Annotated in this window: 16 protein-coding genes; 4 read left to right on the top strand and 12 right to left on the bottom strand. The window is 68.9% G+C overall.

The window, feature by feature from the left end:
- Positions 1 to 21: 21 nt before the first annotated feature.
- Together OG230_RS28195 and OG230_RS28190 are read right to left on the bottom strand one after the other, a co-directional pair.
- A complete protein-coding gene (locus tag OG230_RS28195; RefSeq protein WP_328906532.1) occupies positions 22 to 1,152 on the bottom strand; it encodes a M24 family metallopeptidase in 1,131 nt (376 codons plus the stop codon).
- Between the two features lie 132 nt (positions 1,153 to 1,284).
- A complete protein-coding gene (locus OG230_RS28190) occupies positions 1,285 to 1,923 on the bottom strand; it encodes a nucleoside/nucleotide kinase family protein (protein WP_328906531.1) in 639 nt (212 codons plus the stop codon).
- Between the two features lie 89 nt (positions 1,924 to 2,012).
- Here OG230_RS28190 and OG230_RS28185 point away from each other — a divergent pair, with 89 nt between their 5' ends.
- A complete protein-coding gene (locus OG230_RS28185) occupies positions 2,013 to 2,402 on the top strand; it encodes a VOC family protein (protein WP_328906530.1) in 390 nt (129 codons plus the stop codon).
- A gap of 71 nt (positions 2,403 to 2,473) precedes the next feature.
- Here the strand turns inward: OG230_RS28185 and OG230_RS28180 are convergent, their stop codons facing one another.
- The 5 genes from OG230_RS28180 to OG230_RS28160 form a co-directional block, all read right to left on the bottom strand.
- Positions 2,474 to 3,403, bottom strand: coding sequence for a LysR family transcriptional regulator (locus OG230_RS28180; protein ID WP_328906529.1), 930 nt, complete (start codon positions 3,401 to 3,403; stop codon positions 2,474 to 2,476).
- A gap of 49 nt (positions 3,404 to 3,452) precedes the next feature.
- The gene (locus OG230_RS28175) at positions 3,453 to 4,646 is read right to left on the bottom strand and encodes a glycine C-acetyltransferase (RefSeq protein WP_328906528.1); all 1,194 of its coding nucleotides are present in this window, start codon (positions 4,644 to 4,646) and stop codon (positions 3,453 to 3,455) included.
- A 60-nt stretch (positions 4,647 to 4,706) separates the two neighbouring features.
- Positions 4,707 to 5,735, bottom strand: a complete 1,029-nt coding sequence (gene tdh, locus OG230_RS28170; RefSeq protein WP_328906527.1) for an L-threonine 3-dehydrogenase — start codon at positions 5,733 to 5,735, stop codon at positions 4,707 to 4,709.
- Between the two features lie 284 nt (positions 5,736 to 6,019).
- Positions 6,020 to 6,865 (bottom strand): alpha/beta fold hydrolase, encoded by an 846-nt coding sequence (locus OG230_RS28165; protein WP_328911559.1) that lies wholly within the window; start codon positions 6,863 to 6,865, stop codon positions 6,020 to 6,022.
- 153 nt (positions 6,866 to 7,018) lie between these two features.
- On the bottom strand, positions 7,019 to 7,402 hold the full coding sequence (locus OG230_RS28160) for a peptidase inhibitor family I36 protein (RefSeq protein WP_328906526.1): 384 nt from the start codon (positions 7,400 to 7,402) through the stop codon (positions 7,019 to 7,021).
- A 562-nt stretch (positions 7,403 to 7,964) separates the two neighbouring features.
- Between OG230_RS28160 and OG230_RS28155 the strand changes: the two genes are divergently transcribed.
- Positions 7,965 to 10,961, top strand: coding sequence for a family 16 glycoside hydrolase (locus OG230_RS28155; protein ID WP_328906525.1), 2,997 nt, complete (start codon positions 7,965 to 7,967; stop codon positions 10,959 to 10,961).
- 97 nt (positions 10,962 to 11,058) lie between these two features.
- Here the strand turns inward: OG230_RS28155 and OG230_RS28150 are convergent, their stop codons facing one another.
- Positions 11,059 to 12,222 carry a CU044_5270 family protein gene (locus OG230_RS28150; protein WP_328906524.1) on the bottom strand — a complete coding sequence of 388 codons (1,164 nt, stop codon included), beginning with the start codon at positions 12,220 to 12,222 and terminating at the stop codon, positions 11,059 to 11,061.
- A complete protein-coding gene (locus OG230_RS28145; RefSeq protein WP_328906523.1) occupies positions 12,219 to 12,845 on the bottom strand; it encodes an RNA polymerase sigma factor in 627 nt (208 codons plus the stop codon). Before OG230_RS28145 ends, OG230_RS28150 begins: the two co-directional genes overlap by 4 nt.
- Before the next feature lie 659 nt (positions 12,846 to 13,504).
- Between OG230_RS28145 and OG230_RS28140 the strand changes: the two genes are divergently transcribed.
- Both OG230_RS28140 and OG230_RS28135 read left to right on the top strand, forming a co-directional pair.
- A complete protein-coding gene (locus tag OG230_RS28140) occupies positions 13,505 to 14,263 on the top strand; it encodes a hypothetical protein (RefSeq protein WP_328906522.1) in 759 nt (252 codons plus the stop codon).
- Positions 14,263 to 14,775 carry a hypothetical protein gene (locus tag OG230_RS28135; protein WP_328906521.1) on the top strand — a complete coding sequence of 171 codons (513 nt, stop codon included), beginning with the start codon at positions 14,263 to 14,265 and terminating at the stop codon, positions 14,773 to 14,775. Before OG230_RS28140 ends, OG230_RS28135 begins: the two co-directional genes overlap by 1 nt.
- A gap of 150 nt (positions 14,776 to 14,925) precedes the next feature.
- Here the strand turns inward: OG230_RS28135 and OG230_RS28130 are convergent, their stop codons facing one another.
- The 3 genes from OG230_RS28130 to OG230_RS28120 form a co-directional block, all read right to left on the bottom strand.
- Complete coding sequence (locus OG230_RS28130) at positions 14,926 to 15,471, bottom strand: TetR/AcrR family transcriptional regulator (RefSeq protein WP_328906520.1); 546 nt, start codon at positions 15,469 to 15,471, stop codon at positions 14,926 to 14,928.
- 15 nt (positions 15,472 to 15,486) lie between these two features.
- Positions 15,487 to 16,068, bottom strand: a complete 582-nt coding sequence (locus tag OG230_RS28125) for a sugar O-acetyltransferase (RefSeq protein WP_328906519.1) — start codon at positions 16,066 to 16,068, stop codon at positions 15,487 to 15,489.
- A gap of 170 nt (positions 16,069 to 16,238) precedes the next feature.
- A complete protein-coding gene (locus OG230_RS28120; protein ID WP_328906518.1) occupies positions 16,239 to 17,168 on the bottom strand; it encodes a hypothetical protein in 930 nt (309 codons plus the stop codon).
- Positions 17,169 to 17,195 lie beyond the last annotated feature (27 nt).

The raw sequence follows: 17,195 nt of genomic DNA, 5'->3' as shown, positions 1-17,195 counted from the left end.
CTGCCCGCTGCCCGCTGCCCGCTACTCGACGATCGCCATCTCGCGCGGGGTGGTGTTCAGCCTGCGCCCGCCGTCCTCGGTGACCGTCACGATGTCCTCGATACGGACACCGAAGCGCCCCGGGAGGTAGATGCCAGGCTCCACGGAGAAGCACATGCCGGGCACCAGCGGCTGCTCCTCACCCTCGATCATGTACGGCGGTTCGTGGGTGGTGACGCCGATGCCGTGACCCGTGCGGTGGATGAACCGCTCGCCGTAGCCGAATTCGGTGATGACCGCGCGCGCCGCCCGGTCGATCTCCTGGCAGGCGACGCCGGGCGCGACCGCACGGCAGCCCGCCTCCTGGGCCTCGCGGACGATGTCGTGCACACGCTGCTCCTCGGCGGTGGGCTCGCCGACGTGGACCGTACGGGAGGTGTCGGAGCCGTACCCGTGCTTGAGGCCGCCGAAGTCGAGCACCACCATGTCGCCCCGCTCGATGACGCGCTCGCCCGCCTCGTGGTGCGGGTTGGCGCCGTTGGGGCCGGAGCCGACGACGGTGAAGTCGACCTGGGAATGACCGAACCGGGTCAGGAGCGCCGCCAGGTCGGCGGCCACGTCGGTCTCCTTGCGGCCGGAGAAACGCACCTTCAGGATCTCTTCGTACGTGGCGTCCGCGGCGGCTCCGGCGGCCGTGAGCCGCTCCAGCTCATGGGCGTCCTTCACCGCCCGGAGCATGGGCAGGGCCTCGGTCAGCGAGGCGTACGACGTTCCGGGCAGCAGCTGCTGGAGCCCGAGGAGGTGCATCGCCCAGGCGTTGTCGCTGATCCCGAACCGTCCCGCGGCGTCCAGCAGCGGTGCGGTGACCGCGTAGGGGTCCTTCCCGTCCGTCCAGTCGCGCAGCGTGAGCGCCGGGGCGCCGACGGCGCGCTCGGCGTCCGGTGCCTCCAGGGTCGGGACGACGAGGATCGGGTCCTGGCCCGCGGCGAGGACGAGGACGGTGAGGCGCTCGGTGATCGCGGTCGGCTGGTAGCCGGTGAGGTAGACGAGGTCGGGGCCCGGGGCGACGAGAAGGCCCGCGAGTCCCGCATCGGCTGCGGACTCGACGGCGCGGGCCATACGCGCCCGGTAGTCGTCGGCGGTGAACGGCACGGGCTGGTTCGGGCTGGACATGCGGACCTCCTGGCGGCGCGACACGGCACTCAGCATCCTGCCCGCACGGGCGCGCCCACGCGAACGGGAAGGAGAAACCCGGCCGGTCAGGGGTGGGGACGGTCAGGGGGGTGTGTCAGCGGGTGCGGTCCGTCAGCGGGTGGGGTCTGGTGGACGCACCACGAGGTCGGCTCGGGCGCGGCCCCGCTCGACGAGGCGGGCGTTCGGCTCGTCGGAACCGGTCACCCAGCGCTCCGCGTACGGGCGGGACTTGCCGAAGCGCACATGCCGGTCGACGAGCCGGCGGACCCGCAGGCCAGGGTCCACGTCCAGGTACCACGTCTCGTCGAGCAGCCCGCGCACCGGAGCCCAGGGCCCCTCGTCGTGCAGGAGATAGTTCCCCTCGGTGACGACAAGTGGGATGTCCGGCGGTACGGGCACGGAACCGGCGACCGGCTCCTCCAGCGCACGGTCGAAGGCGGGCGCGTAGACGGGTCCCGGCTCACCGGGGTCGCGAAGCCGCCGCAGGAGGGCCGCGTACCCGGCGGCGTCGAAGGTGTCGGGGGCGCCCTTGCGGTCGGCGCGGCCGAGCCGGTCCAGTTCGGCCCCGGCCAGGTGGAAACCGTCCATGGGGACGAGGACGGCCAGCCCGTCGAGTGCGTCGACGAGCCGGGCGGCCAGCGTGGACTTGCCGGCCCCCGGCGGGCCGACGATCCCGAGGATGCGCCGGCGGCCGGGCACGGCGAGAAGCCGGGCACGTGCCGTCAGGGCGGCGAGGTCACTCGTGTCCATGCCGGTCATTGTGCTGGCGCGGGCGGCGGGAGCGTTAGTGTCACGTACAACTTCACGCCCTACCGTCACACGTCACATTGAGGTATGACATGTCACATATCGCCCTCGTCACCCTGGTCGTCACCGACTACGACGAAGCCCTCACCTTCTACCGCGACGCCCTGGGCTTCGAACTGGTGGAGGACACCGACCGGGGCGACGGCTCCCGCTGGGTGGTCGTGCGCCCGCGCGGCGGGCCGGCGGGGACGGGGCTGCTCCTGGCCCGCGCCAAGGACGAGGCGCAGCGCGGGAGCGTCGGGGCGCAGACCGGCGGCCGGGTCGGCTTCTTCCTGCACACCGAGGACTTCGCGGGCGACCACGAGCGCATGCGAGCCGCCGGGGTCACCTTCCTGGAGGAGCCGCGGCACGAGGTCTACGGCTCGGTGGCGGTCTTCGAGGACCTGTACGGCAACCGCTGGGACCTGCTGCAGCCCGCGTGAGCCAGCGGGGCCGGAGCGGCGCCGTCGGTGGCGCTCCCCGGCATCGGGTACGCCCCGTAGCCGGGTACGGCTCACGGAATACGCGTGGTCAGACTCTCCTCGCGGGTGCCCGCCGCGCCCAGCGCGTCCAGGACCGGCCTGATCAGGGGGTGGCCCTCCGCCCCCTGGCGCACCGCGGCGAAGACCCGGCGGGTGGGCGCGCTGCCCTTCACCGGGCGGACGACCACGCCCGTGAGGTCCACTCCGCGCAGCGCGGACCTCGGCACCAGCGCCACTCCCGCGCCCGCCCCGGCCAGCGCGACGACCGCGCGGAAGTCGTCCGAGGAGTGTTCGAGGCGGGGTTCGAAGCCGGCGAACTCGCAGGCGAGGACCACCACGTCGTGACAGGGGTTGCCGGGGTACGGCCCGATCCACGGGTCCTTCGCGAGGTCCGCGACCGCCACCTGGTCCTGGCCGGCCAGCCGGTGGTCCACCGGCAGCACCGCGTCGAACGGCTCCGAGTACAGCGGCACCCGGGTCAGCCGCGCGTCGTCCGCCCCCGGAGCACCCCGGTACTCCACGGCGACCGCCACATCCACCTGCCGGTCCAGCACCATCGGCACACTCGCGTCGCCCTCGGCGTCCTGGACCCGGACCCGGATGCCGGGCGCGGTCAGGTTCAGCTCGGTGATGGCGGGGGCGAGGACGAGGCCGATACCGGTGGCGAACGCGGCGACCGTGACCGTACCGGCCACGCCCGCGCTGTACGCCGCGAGCTCCGCCTCGGCCTGCTCCAGCTGGGCCAGCACCGCGTTGGTGTGGGTCAGCAGGATCTCCCCCGCCGCCGTGAGCCGCGCCCCGCGCGCGCCGCGTTCGACGAGCCGGTGGCCGGTCTCCTGCTCAAGGGCGGCGAGCTGCTGGGACACGGCGGACGGGGTCAGATACAGCGCGGCGGCTGCCGCAGTCACTGTGCGGTGGTCCGCCACCGCACGGAGAATACGCAGCCGCCGTGCATCGATCATGTGCCCTATTGTCCCAGGTCCGGCGGGAACTCCCGGACAGCCCGGCGGGCTACTCCGCCAGCGCGGCCCGGGCGTCGACGAACGCGTCGACGGCACGGTTCACGTCGTCGGTGGAGTGCGCGGCGGACAGCTGCACACGGATGCGTGCGGCGCCCTGCGGGACGACCGGGTACGAGAACCCGATCACGTACACACCGCGCTCGAGGAGCAGCTCCGCCATCCGGCCTGCCTTCGCCGCGTCCCCGAACATGACGGGGGCGATGGCGTGGTCGCCGGGCAGGACGTCGAAGCCTTCCTCGGTCATCCGGGTCCGGAAGAGCGCGGTGTTGGCGTTGAGCCGCTCGCGCAGCTCGCCCGCGGACTCCAGCAGGTCGATGACCTTGAGCGAGGCGGCGGCGATGACGGGAGCGAGCGAGTTGGAGAAGAGGTACGGGCGCGAGCGCTGGCGCAGCAGGGCGACGATCTCGGCGCGGGCGGCGACGTAGCCGCCGGACGCACCGCCGAGCGCCTTGCCGAGGGTGCCGGTGATGATGTCGACGCGGTCCATGACGTCGTGCAGCTCGGGGGTGCCGCGTCCGCCGGCGCCGACGAAGCCGACGGCGTGCGAGTCGTCGACCATGACCATGGCGTCGTAGCGGTCGGCCAGGTCGCAGATCTCGCGCAGCGGAGCGACGTAACCGTCCATGGAGAACACACCGTCGGTGACGATGAGCCGGCGCCGTGCCCCGGACGCCTCCTTGAGCTGCGTCTCCAGGTCCGCCATGTCGCGGTTGGCGTAGCGGAAGCGCTGGGCCTTGGAGAGCCGGATGCCGTCGATGATCGAGGCGTGGTTGAGGGCGTCGGAGATGACCGCGTCCTCCGCGCCGAGGAGGGTCTCGAAGACACCGCCGTTGGCGTCGAAGCAGGAGGAGTAGAGGATCGTGTCCTCCTGGCCGAGGAACGACGACAGCCGCTGCTCCAGCTCCTTGTGGACTTCCTGGGTGCCGCAGATGAAGCGGACCGAGGCGAGCCCGTAGCCCCAGCGGTCCAGCGCCTCGTGCGCGGCGGCGACGACCTCGGGGTGGTCGGCGAGGCCCAGGTAGTTGTTCGCGCAGAAGTTGAGGACCTCGCCGGGGCGTCCGCCGGAGGTGACCGCGACGGTCGCGGACTGCGGGGTGCCGATCACCCGCTCGGGCTTGTGGAGCCCGGCGGCCTTGATCTCGTCGAGGGTGGTGCGCACGTCGTCACGTACGGAGTCGAACATGAGGGGTGTCTCCCGGCTCGGTAGCTGGATACGTCGGGTGGCTGGACCGGATGCGCGTGGTCAGACGGTCCAGTCGAGAATGACCTTGCCACCGCGACCACTCGCCGCGTCGTCGAACGCCGCTTCGAAGTCCCGGTAGCCGTATCGTCCGGTGATCACGGGGGCGAGGTCCAGGCCGCCCTCCAGCAGCACGGACATCGCGTACCAGGTCTCGTACATCTCGCGGCCGTAGATGCCCTTGATGGTGATCATCGAGGTGACGATGCGGGACCAGTCGACGGCGAACTCCTCGGACGGCAGTCCGAGCATCGCGATGCGACCGCCGTGCGTCATGTTCGCGATCATGTCGCGCATCGCCTCGGGGCGGCCGGACATCTCCAGGCCGATGTCGAAGCCCTCGCGCAGTCCGAGGTGCCGCTGTCCGTCGGCGATCGTCTCGTCGGCGACGTTGAGCGCCAGGCTGACGCCGACCTTGCGGGCCAGTTCGAGGCGTGCCTCGCTGACGTCGGTGATCATGACGTTGCGGGCGCCGGCGTGGCGGGCGACGGCCGCGGCCATGATGCCGATCGGTCCGGCACCGGTGATCAGCACGTCCTCGCCGACCAGGGGGAAGGACAGGGCGGTGTGGACGGCGTTGCCGAACGGGTCGAAGATCGCCGCGATGTCGAGGTCCACGGGGACCCGGTGGACCCAGACGTTGGAGGCGGGGAGGGCGACGTACTCGGCGAACGCCCCGTCCCGGCCGACGCCGAGCCCGAGGGTGGAGCGGCAGAGGTGGCGGCGGCCGGCCAGGCAGTTGCGGCACTTGCCGCAGACCAGGTGGCCCTCGCCGCTGACGAGGTCGCCGACCTTGATGTCGACGACGTCGGAACCGAGCTCGGCGACCTCGCCCACGAACTCGTGGCCCAGGACGAGCGGGGTGCGCACGGCCTGCTGGGCCCAGCCGTCGTAGGCCCGGATGTGCAGGTCGGTGCCGCAGATGCCGGTGCGGAGCACCTTGATGAGTACGTCTCCGGGACCGATCTCCGGTTCCGGCACGTCCATCAGCCAGAGCCCCGGCTCGGCCTTCTGCTTCACGAGTGCCTTCACGGCTGTGGCTCCCTGTTGCCTGGTACGGCGTTGAGTACCCCGGGCCGGGGGCATGGGAAGAAGCCTGCGGCCCGGGGAAGACATGAGGTACGGCAGGTCGCCGTGCGCGTCGGACGTCCGGCTCCGCGCACCACTCTCTGCCGTCAGGAAGCAATCTGCCGCACCCCGCGCCGCAGGTCCATCGAGGTTTTCTTAAGCTCCACCGCAGCTCCGCTTCACGCCGTCCGCGCCTCCGTCGCCGGAGCGCCGGTTCGACGAGAGGGGCTGGGGCCTCCTCCTTCGGATCAGGCCGGCCGGCCCTTCAGCAGGAACGCGCTGATGTGCGCCGCGAGCACAGCCGGCTGGTCCTCCGGGATGAGCGTGTAGCTGTCGGCGACCTCCACCAGCTGCCCCTGGGGCAGGAGCGCGGCGAGCCGGCGCCCGTGCTCGGGTGGCATGACCTTGTCCTCCGCCGCCCAGACGACGAGCGCCGGGCGGTCGAAGTCGCGGAGCTTCTCGGCCCAGCGGAGCAGTTCGGCCTTGGGCGGCACTCCGAGGACGTACTTCCTCAGATCGCGGCGGATCTCCGCGGAGGTCCACAGCGGCCGGAACCACGCGTCCATCACCTCGTGCGGGACGGGCCGCTTGCACATCCGGCCCCAGGTCATGGGCAGCCGCCGCATGGGCTTCAGCTTCAGCAGGGCGAAGGCGAGACGCAGCCCGCCGGGCACCTTCGCGGAGGCGTGGAGATTGGAACCGGGCAGTCCCGGAGGGTAGTTGTCGAACGCCTCGCAGGATGTGATCACCAGCTTGCCGATCCGCTGGTCCCGTCCGTCCGCGACGAGGGACTGCGCCCCGCCCCAGTCGTTCATCACGAGCGTGACGTCCTGGAGGTCCAGCACTTCGAGGAATTCCGCGACCAGCCGGGCCACCCCGAGGACGGAGAGATCCGCGTCCGGCCGCATGGGCCTCCGGTGCCCGCCGAGCGGCAGGGTCGGTACGACGCACCGGAAGCCGGTGCGGAGCCCGTCGACGACGTTGCGCCAGAGGGAACCGTCCATCGCGACACCGTGCAGGAGGACGACCACCGGCCCGTCGCCGCCCGTGTCCTCGTACGTGATCACGCCTGCGGAGAGCTCGACTTCCGACACCACGGGGACTTCGGACACCACGGGGACCTCCGATGCTTCGGCCATGGGCCCAGTCTTTCAGTCCGGTCGGCCCGAAGTCGGGCCCGGGACAGCGCACGAGGGGACCGCTCCGCCCGTACCGGGGCAGGAACGGTCCCACCGGCTGCTGTCAGATCAGCACTCGCCGCCCCACACGGCCGAGTCCAGCTTCACGCTGCCGTACAGGACGAACGAGCTGCCGTCCGGCGGGTAGTGGAGGCACCCATTGGACTTCTGCCCGTTGGCCCACGTGGCCTTCCACCAGATGTGATCGGCTCCCGGGTCCGCCACACCGTTGTTGAAGATCGAAATCCCGGCGGCCGAGCTCTTGCTGTACAGGTTGCCCTGCGACTTCCACGTCGGCGGGCCGCTGAACGACGTGTTGTTCCAGACACAGACATATCCTCGGGGGCAATCGCTCTTCGCGGCGAATGCCGACGGCGCCAATGTCGCGCCCGTGACGGTCAGAAAGAGCGCCGCGATACCCACGGCGGCACTTCTACGGATGCCAGTTTTCACGTTTCCTCCTGTGATTTCGGTGCGAGCGCCCTCCCGAGGCGCTCGCACATCCGCCAACTCGCAGGTGGCAGAGGTGGCGGCGGGAACGCCGGCGCTTCCCGGTCCACGCGGGGCATCGACCAAGAGCGGAAGCGAATTCATCGCTTCCGAATAGTGCGGCCGACCGGATGGAATCCCCCACGGCCCTTCCGGGCGCCGTCTGGGAAAGAACGTTGCCAGAGGCCCGGACAACGGGCCAGCCTTTCCTTTTTCGCGAAAAGAAACAGAATGCGGACCGGCGTTCTGGTACGCGCGGGCGCGCCGCGGACTCGCTCCTGACGCACCGCCCGGCATACCGCCGGGTGCGCAGGGCCACCGGGGGGTGACGCAGGGGCGCCCCGCCGCCTTTCGGTCCATCACATCCGACTTTGAACACAGTGGTGACGAAGTATGGACGCCATCAGCAGAAGCCTCCTACTGTTTCCGTCGCAACCCCCCAACTTCCGCTCAGGTACGGCGCCTCCGGACCACTCCCGTAGAACGTTCGCCCACGCGCTCCTCGCTGGAGGGGCCAGGAGGAAGAATGAACTCACGGCTGTACCAACGTTGCCGCAGACGCCTGGTGGGTCTGCTCGTCGCCTCGTTCCTCGTCGGCGCCTTCTCCACCTCACCGGCCGGTGCCGAACCCTCGGAGCAGGCCGAACTCCCGCCCCAGGAACCGGGTGTAACCCTGCGGGTCTTCGATGTGCAGGTGCCGCTCAGCGAGTTGTGCGACATCAAGAGCGGACAGACTCCGAACGTCGACAAGTTGATGCCGACGATCGACTGGAGCTCGACCGACGACTTCGGCTTCGCCGACTACTTCGTGGCGCATGTGATCGCCAATGTCGACGTCCCGCAGGACGGCGAGTACACCTTCCGGCTGACCAGCGACGACGGTTCGCGGCTGCTGATCGACGATCAGCTGGTCATCGATCACGACGGCCTGCACGGCGCCGATCCCAAGGACGGCACGGTCACCCTGACGGCGGGTCACCACTCCCTGCATATCGAGCACTTCGAGCGCACGGGCGGCCAGCAGATCACCCTGGCCTGGCAGCCGCCCGGCGCCTCCGACTTCGCCGTCGTGCCCAACTCCGTGCTGAGTACGGACGCCGACGTCGTACGCGTCACGGCTCCCGGACGCAAGGAGTGCGAAGGCGTATCGGACGCACCGGGCGACGGGTTGCCCCTCAACTCCGTCCACCCCGACTACAAGCTGACCGATCTGCGTCCGCAGGGCTTCGAACCGCAGGTCACGGCGATGGACTGGCTGCCGGACGGCCGGCTGGCCGTGACCACCTGGGGCGGCAGCACCAACACGGCGGGCGAGGTGTATCTCCTCGACAACGTCCAGGGGAACACCGATGCGAGCAAGGTGACGGCCAAGAAGATCATCGGCGGGCTCAAGGAGCCAATGGGCATCAAGTCCGTCGACGGCAAGCTGTACGTCTCGCAGAAGCACGAGCTGACCGAGCTCACCGATGCCGACGGCGACGACGTGATCGACGGGCAGAAGACGATCGCCACCTGGCCGTACGGCGGCAACTTCCACGAGTTCGCCTTCGGCCTGCTGTACAAGAACGGCTTCTTCTACCTGAACCTGTCCGTCGCCATCAACTACGGCGGCGCGACCACCGATCCGCAGCCCGCGAAGAACCGGGGTTCCACCATCAAGGTGAACCGGAAGACCGGTGAGATCTCGTACGTCGCCGGCGGTCTGCGCACCCCCAACGGCATCGGCTGGGGCCCGGACGGCGACATCTTCGTCACCGACAACCAGGGCGGCTGGCTGCCCTCGTCGAAGCTGGTCCACATCAAGCAGGACCGCTTCTTCAACCACTACACGAACCCTGACGGGCCGTTCGACGCGAACCCGGTGACCAAGCCGGTGCTGTGGCTCCCGCAGAACGACATCGCGAACTCACCGAGTACACCGCTCCAGCTCACCAAGGGCAGGTTCGCGGGGCAGATGCTCTTCGGTGACGTGACCTACGGCGGTATCCAGCGGGCATATCTGGAGAAGGTCAAGGGCCAGTACCAGGGCGCCATGTTCCGCTTCACCCAGGGCCTGGAGGCCGGGGTCAACCGGATCAGCATGGGTCCGGACGGCGCGATCTACGCCGGTGGCCTGGGCGCGGGCGGCAACTGGGGTCAGGAGGGCAAGCTCACCTACGGTCTGCAGAAGCTCTCCCCCAGTGGCGACAAGGCGTTCGACATCCTGGCGATGCGCGCGAAGCCGGGCGGCTTCGAGCTGGAGTACACCCAGCCGCTCTCGGACGAGACGGCGGCCAAGCTTGCCGAGCAGTACAAGGTCAAGCAGTGGTTCTACGTCCCGACCCCCGCGTACGGCGGCCCCAAGGTCGACGAGGAGACCCTGTCCGTACGGTCGGCCACCCTGTCGGCCGACCGGAAGAAGGTCACTCTGGACATCCCCGGCCTGAAGGCCAACCGCGTCGTCCACGTCCGCTCCCCGCGCCCCTTCAGCTCCGCGAGCGGCGAATCCCTGTGGAGCACGGAGGCGTGGTACACGCTCAACTCCCTTCCCGGCGCGCAGCCCCCGTCCCCGCTGTACGAGGCGGAGGAAGCGACCCTGACCGGCGGCGCCTCCTTCGACACCGACCACACGGGCTACTCGGGCGGCGGATTCGTCGACGGTTACGGCACCGAGGGCGCGTCCACCACCTTCGATGTCGACGTCGAAACGGCAGGCACGTACGACGTCGGCCTGCGCTACTCCAACGGACCCAATCCGTTCACCGGCACCAAATCCGTCAGCGTCCACGTCAACGGTACGAAGATCAAACAGACCCGTCTGCTCAGCACCCGCGACTGGGACACCTGGTCGATGCAGACCGAGCCACTTGACCTGCGCGCAGGACGCAACAGGATCACCTACGTCTACGACAGCGGCGACACCGGTCATGTGAACCTCGACCTGATCAGCGTCCGCCCCCAGGGTGCACGCATCCCCCTGTTCGACGGATCGAGCCAGGCGGCCTGGCAGCACACCGACGGCCGCAAGGTGGAATGGCCATCGGCCGGTGGCGCCATGGAGGTCTGCTGCGGGGACATCCGCACCAAGGAGGCGTTCAAGGACTTCACCCTGCACGTCGAATTCTGGCTCCCGAACCTCCCTCCGGACGTGACCGGCCAGAACCGCGCCAACAGCGGCGTCTACCTCCAGGACCGCTACGAGGTCCAGATCCTCGACTCGTACGGTGACACGACCCTCGCGGACAACGAGGCCGGGGCGATCTACACCAAGAAGGCCCCGGACATCAACGCCGCGACCGCACCGGAGACCTGGCAGGCGTACGACATCACCTTTCGCAGTGCGCGTTTCGACGACACCGGCAAGAAGACCGCCGACGCCCGCGTGACGGTGGTGTGGAACGGCAAGACCGTCCACGACAACGTGGCCGTCGACGGTCCGACGGGCGCCGGAGCCCCGGAGGGCCCGACGGCCGGAGCCATCCGGCTCCAGGACCACGGAAGCAAGGTCCGCTACCGCAATATCTGGATCGATCCGCTGGTCTAAGCACTCCCTACCGAGTGGCGGCCGGGGCCTCGTACCCCGGCCGCTCCGGAAACGGCCGCTCGGGAAACGACCGCTCCGGAAGCGGCCGATCCGCCTGTCAGATCTTGTTCCTGGTCCCCGGCAGCTCCTTCATCCCGTCGACGACCGCCCGCTCGGTGATCGCGGTGTTCGCCGTCACCGTGCCGGCCTTGATGCCGTCCCTGTCACGCATCTGCACCGTGCGCTCGCCCAGGTAGCCGAAGGTCTTCCCATCGAAGATCCACTCGGTACGGTCGCCCGAGCTCTCGTCGGTCCGGGCTATGGCGATCCCGTGGCGCCCCACCGCGTCCGTCGTCTTCTCCACCACGACCACGCCGGGGATCTTCGCCGCCGCGTGGAACAGTGCGGACGTCAGTTCCGCCGGCATCACCTGCTCCCGCACCAGGTCACCGATGGTGGTGAACGCCTGCTGGTCCGGCCCGTTGCCCTGGCCCTTCGTCTCCTCGTAGATCTTGCTCAGCAGCTCGTCGGGGTCGGTGGTGAGCGTCTTGAGGTAGTCGTAACTGGGAGCGCCGAGCGTCGGTCCGGCGGCCAGTGCCTCTGCGTCACTGTCCAGGGTCAGGCCCTCGCGGGACGTCGTGCCATTGCCCGGCTCGATGAGCCAGCCCTTGCTTCCGTCCGGCGAATTCCACACCTGACGCGGGTGCGGCTTCTGCACCTCGGCCACGTCCTTCCCCGAAGCGTCCTCCGACACCGTCAGCCAGGAGACCTGGCTCTTGATGTAGATGAACTGGCCGGGCTTCGGCTCGGGCAGCTTCTCCTGCGCAGCAGCCACCGAAATCCGGTCGACCGTCCTGCTCAGGGCCTGCGTCGCCTCCCGCGGAGCCTGGACGACCGGCGCGGGTCCGGATTCCTCCAGGGGTCCGGCGACCTCGACCGTGTCCTGCCCGGTGAGCTGGACAGCCCCTGCGGCACCGGCCAGCACCGCCACCGCGACGGCCGCCCCGATCAGCACGAGCCGCCGTCCGCCCCGGGGCGACCGCCCGGAAGGCGGGGACGGAGCCCAACCCACCGGCTGCGGCCCCGACTGCATCCCGGGCCGCGTCTCCGACTCTGCGGGCGTCCGGGCGGCCTGCGCCTGCTGGATCTCGTTCATCAGGTGCTCCTCAAGCATGGTCATGCGGCCGTGGGGCAGCTCCGGATCGCCCGGCGCCGGCAGCAGCCCCGCCAGCTCCACATGGTCGAGCGGCTCTCGGCGCCGCCGCCAAGGGGTGCGATTCATCGGTGCCTCTCCTCTTTCGACCGGACCGCATCGATGCGGTCACTCAGTACTTGTCCGCCCGCCCCGACCCGTTCCATCTTTCTTCGCCGACGGCGCAGTTCGCCGTCCGTCAGCTTGCGCAGCCGGCTTCTCGCCCGCGACAACCGGGAGCGGACCGTACCGACCGGCACTCCGAGGGCCTCGGCGGCCTCCGCATAGCCGAGCCCGGACCACACGCACAGCGCGAACACCTCGCGCTCGCCCCGCCGCAACTGCCCCAACGCGGTTTTCGCCGCGGCCAGTTCTTCGGAGTCGGTGATCCTTCCGACCAGTTCGTCGGCGAAATCGGGCAGCACGTCCCGTAGCGGCAGTCTGGTGAGGGCTCTCTCGTGCCGTCGCGCCGCTCGGCCGGTGTTGCGCAGCACGTTGACCGCGATCCCCATCAGCCAAGGCCGCGGGCTGTCGCCCTCGTCCCGCAGTTTTTCGCGCAGCCGCCAGGCTTCCAGGAAGGTGAGCGAGACGACGTCCTCAGCTGCGGCCCAGTCCCCGGTGGACCTCACCGCGTGCCGGTAGATCAACTGAGCATGGTCGCGGAACAGCTCCCGAAATGCCTCCGGGTCCCCCGCGCGGATGCGCGCATGCATCGAGTAGTTCACCTTCTGACTTGTCCGGCCAGGCCGAGCAGTTCCTGTGATCCACGTCACAGTGGATCAAGCGACGCCTGACGCCGTCGCCCTCCCCACCGCCGACGGCGGGCGCACTCGGGAGCACTTCGCCACGGGAGAGGAAATCAGGTTCGCGGCGGGCTTGCTTCAGCGGCGGCGGCACCGACACGGCGGGCGCCGGGGGCGCAAGGTCGCCACGGCGGCACGGGCGCGCGGCGCCACCGCCAATCACCATGAAAGCGACGGACATTGACGCATTCTCACCTCGCAGGCAGGACCTCCCCCACCCCCGGCGGGACACCAGAATAAAGGTCTAGACATTTACTTTTGGCATGCATATGCTCAGCCGCGCCGGAACCGTCCGCAATGCGCGACGCACTCTCGGTGATTGCCCTCGTGGGGGGCGTGCTGCAGTTCGACAGCCGAGGTATCACACGAAAGGTCCTTTCGCTTTGAGACCGATCAGAGGGATAGCGAGTGTTGCCGCACTCGCGGCTCTACTTGTTGGGTGCGGAACACAACAGGCGGACGACGCGTCCGAAAGCCGAGCCGGGAGCGGGGGAACGCCGAAGGTTGAGCGGCTGGCGCTGGACGAGCTGCCGACTGCTCCCACCAAGGGATTGGCGAAGGGGCTCACCTTGCCCCTGGACGACTACGCCACCAGCGCGGTGGACGGTTACGCCTGGAAGGTCGCCGTCCAGGACCAGTGGCGTGCCTGCATGGCACGCTACGGATTCTCCGACTTCGGCCCACCGCAGATTTCCGAGCAGTCCACGATCGCCCAGGCGGACTCCGCCCTGGGCCGCCGCTACGGCATTTCGGATCTCGACCTGGCGAAGAAGTTCGGTTACCACCTCCCGACCGGCGTCCCGGAAACCTCGTACTGGGAGCCGGCCGCCGGCACCGAGTCCGCTGTCTTCACTGGGGCGGGCGCCGAAGTCGAGGACGGCACCTACGAAGGCAAGGCGGTCCCCGAGGGCGGCTGCCGCGGTGAGACCACGCGCATGTACCCCATGCCCCGGACTCCGGAAGCCGAGCAGGTCGGGATCACGGTCTTCGAGGAGTCCCGCAAGAACCCCGAGGTCGTCAAAGCCGTCGCGCAGTGGGTTTCCTGCATGAAGCAGAAGGGGTACGAGCGGAGCCACCCGCTCGAAGACCTCGGCAAGCTCGGCCTGTCGCCGTCGGCGCCCACCGTCGGCAGCGAGGAGATCGCCCAGGCCGTCGCCGACGTCTCCTGCAAGGGTGAGTCCGGGCTCATCGGAGTCTGGAACGCACAGGAGTCAGCGGGTCAGGAAAAGGCGATCAAGGGCAACGCGGCCAAGCTCGCCAAGGAGAAGAGCGTCAAGGACAAGAACACGGCAAAGGTTCGCCAGGCGTACGAAGCGGCGGTCAACTAATGAACATCAGAAAGCGCATCGCGGGAATCGCCGCCTTCTTCGCCATGAGCGCCCTGGCGCTCTCGGCGACTCCCGCATCGGCTGCCACCTCTTACGAGTCGGACACGTGCAGCTCGTCGGGGAACAGTTACTGCTTCGCCATCCACTTCAACAGCCGGGGCGAGCAGACCTGGTACTCGGCCAGCCCCTGCTTCGTTTCGAACAAGGACATTCCCGACTACTTCGGGTACTCCCCCAACGGGGTGGCGCTGGTCCGGTACGTGTTCAGGCCCGGCCAGGTCTCCGGAACCGCCGCTACGTGTGTCCTGTCGAACGAAGGGGACGGCCAGGCGGTCAAGAACAACGCGGCCTCGGCGTCGAACGGCGAATGCTCGGCCACGTATCGCGTGTACTTCTACTCCGGTTACAGCGGACCGAGTCAGGCATTCCTCCCGACCTGTGGGGACTACTGGCCCTCGGACAACCTGGTGTCCACGCTCAAGAACGAGAACGCCTCGCACGACCGCTACTGACCCACCCCGCGATTGCGGACTTTCCGTAGCGCTCGACGCAACGGGAAGTCCGCGACCAAGGATCCCGCCACCAAGGCTCTTCGTCCGGTCGAACGCCCGTGGGACGCGGTGTCAGGTCCGCGCCCCACGGGCTGCTTGTGTACGCCGCGCCTAGGCGGCGGCGGTAAGGCGGGCCACGGCCAGGCGCGTCAGCTCGCGGTCATGGGGTGCGCCGTCCAGAGCCCTGTGCAGAGTCATACCCTCGATCAGCGCGTCCACCTGGCGGGCGGTGTCCGGGTCGAAGTGCTGCTCCAGCAGATGACGGCTGCGCCGCATCCACTCCTGGGTCAACTCCCGGTATTCCGGGTGCCGGGCGGCGAGGGTGTAGAGCTCCTGCGCGAGGACGAGATCGCGGCGGGGGCCTTCGGAGAGTGTGTGGATGAGGTCGGTGACCGCTTCACGGGCCTGTTCGACGGTGTCGGCGCGACTCAGGTGCAGCGCGAAGACGTCCTCGATATGACGCGCGAATCCGGTGAACGCTTCACGCAGCAGTTCGTCGATGCCGGAGAAGTGGTACGTCATCGACCCGAGCGGCACTTCGGCCCGGGTGGCGATCTTCCGGTGGGAGACGCCGGCGACACCGTCGTCGGCGATGAGGTCGAGTGCGGCGGCGAGAATCCTCTCGCGACGCTGCGGGTCGGTCTGTCCGGTGGCCATGGGGGGTGTGCCGTCTCAGATGCTGCGGACGGGCCGCGCGGGATTGCCGACCGCGACGACGTTGGCGGGCACATCCTTGGTGACCACCGCACCGGCCCCGATGACGGAGTTGTCGCCGATCGTCACACCGGGGCACACGATCACTCCGCCGCCGAGCCAGACGTTGTCTCCGATGGTGATGGGGAGCGCGGCTTCGAGTTTGTCGCGCCGGGGCTCGGGCTCCACGGGGTGGGTGGGCGTGAGGAGTTGGACGTTCGGGCCGATCTGGCAGTCCTCACCGATGGTGATCTGCGCGACGTCCAGAGCGGTCAGGTTGTAGTTGACGAACGTACGGGCCCCGATGGCGATGTTGCTGCCGTAGTCGACGTTCAACGGCGGACGTACGTCGACACCCTCACCCACGGCACCGAGCAGCTCCGCCAGGAGCTCGCCGGCCCCTTCGGCACCCTCGACGTACGCGACCTGGTAGCGCGCCGCGAGCTGCATGGCGCGCCGCTGACGGCGGGCGATCTCCGGGTCGTCGGCAATGTAGTGATCACCCGCGAGCATCCGCTCCAGGTTGGTGCGCGGGTCGTCAGCGAAGTAGTCCGTCGTCATGCGTACGACCGTACACTCCAAAGCGTACGGTCGTACACTCGGACACGGCGAGCAGCAAATGGCGAGCGGTGATCCGTGACCGTGCACCGCGACCGGTGACCGGTGACGGCTTACGGTGACCTATGAGCTTTCACTGTGACATGTGACCGGTTGCTGTGACATGTGACCGGTCACCCCTCGGTGCGTACCTGCGCGATCCGCTCCGCGAGGGCGTTCACCTGGTCCCCCAGGCCCTTGAGCACGTCCGCCTTCTCTTGGGTCAGGCGCTCTTGGTTCTTCACCTCTATCGCGTGCCACTTCTCGACGAGCATCGCGTCGCGCTTGCACCGCACATCAGCGGTCGAGGTGGCGATCTCCGCGCGTGAAGGTTCACCCTGGCGCTGCCAGGCCGAGTCGGCCACCGCGTCCTCAGGCGTCTTGTACGTATAGCCCGCCTTGCTCATACAGGCGCTCCACTGCACGACGGCGTCGAGCACGATCCTGTGGTTGCGCGCGCTGTCCCAGGATTCGTAGCGCAGGGCGTCGAGGGTCGTGGACGTCATTCCTTGCGGCGGCAGACCCAGTTTCCCGTACGCCTCCCCGCGGCACCCGCCCTTGGGGACGGTTTTTCCGGCGTAGTTCCGCACGCGCTCCCCCGTATATACATCACGTGTCTTCTGGGGGAGAGCCCTGGTTCGGTCGGTGTTCTGCCGGCCGAGCTTCAGCGCCTCCGCCTGGGTCACACCATCGGGAAGCGGAACGCCATAGCCGAACTTCTTCGTATACCGTCCGTCGACAACTCCGTAGCGGCGGGAGTTGTCGCCTTCCCTGGATTCCTGCTCGACCGGCTTGGGCCAGGAGAGGCCAAAGCCCTTCATGCACGCACTGGACAGCGAATAGACAGCTTCCCTGTAGTCGCGGCGCTGTTCCTTGGTGAGCGCGTATTCGTCGAGCGGGAGCTTGATCTCGCGCCCCTCGTAATAGGCGTCCGACCGATCGATCCTCAGCGTCCCCTTGGCCTGGGCATCACGAGGAGACGGTTCGCCGTTCGCGCACCCGGTGGCCACAGAGCCGAGAAGGGCGAGCACGACGAGCGGTCGGCATTTGTTGAGCATTCCCATTCCCCCACACACACGCGCACCGAATAC

The organism is Streptomyces sp. NBC_00234 (genome assembly GCF_036195325.1).
In the GTDB taxonomy this organism is placed as follows: Bacteria; Actinomycetota; Actinomycetes; order Streptomycetales; family Streptomycetaceae; genus Streptomyces.
This window is presented reverse-complemented; position numbering and strand designations above follow the sequence as displayed.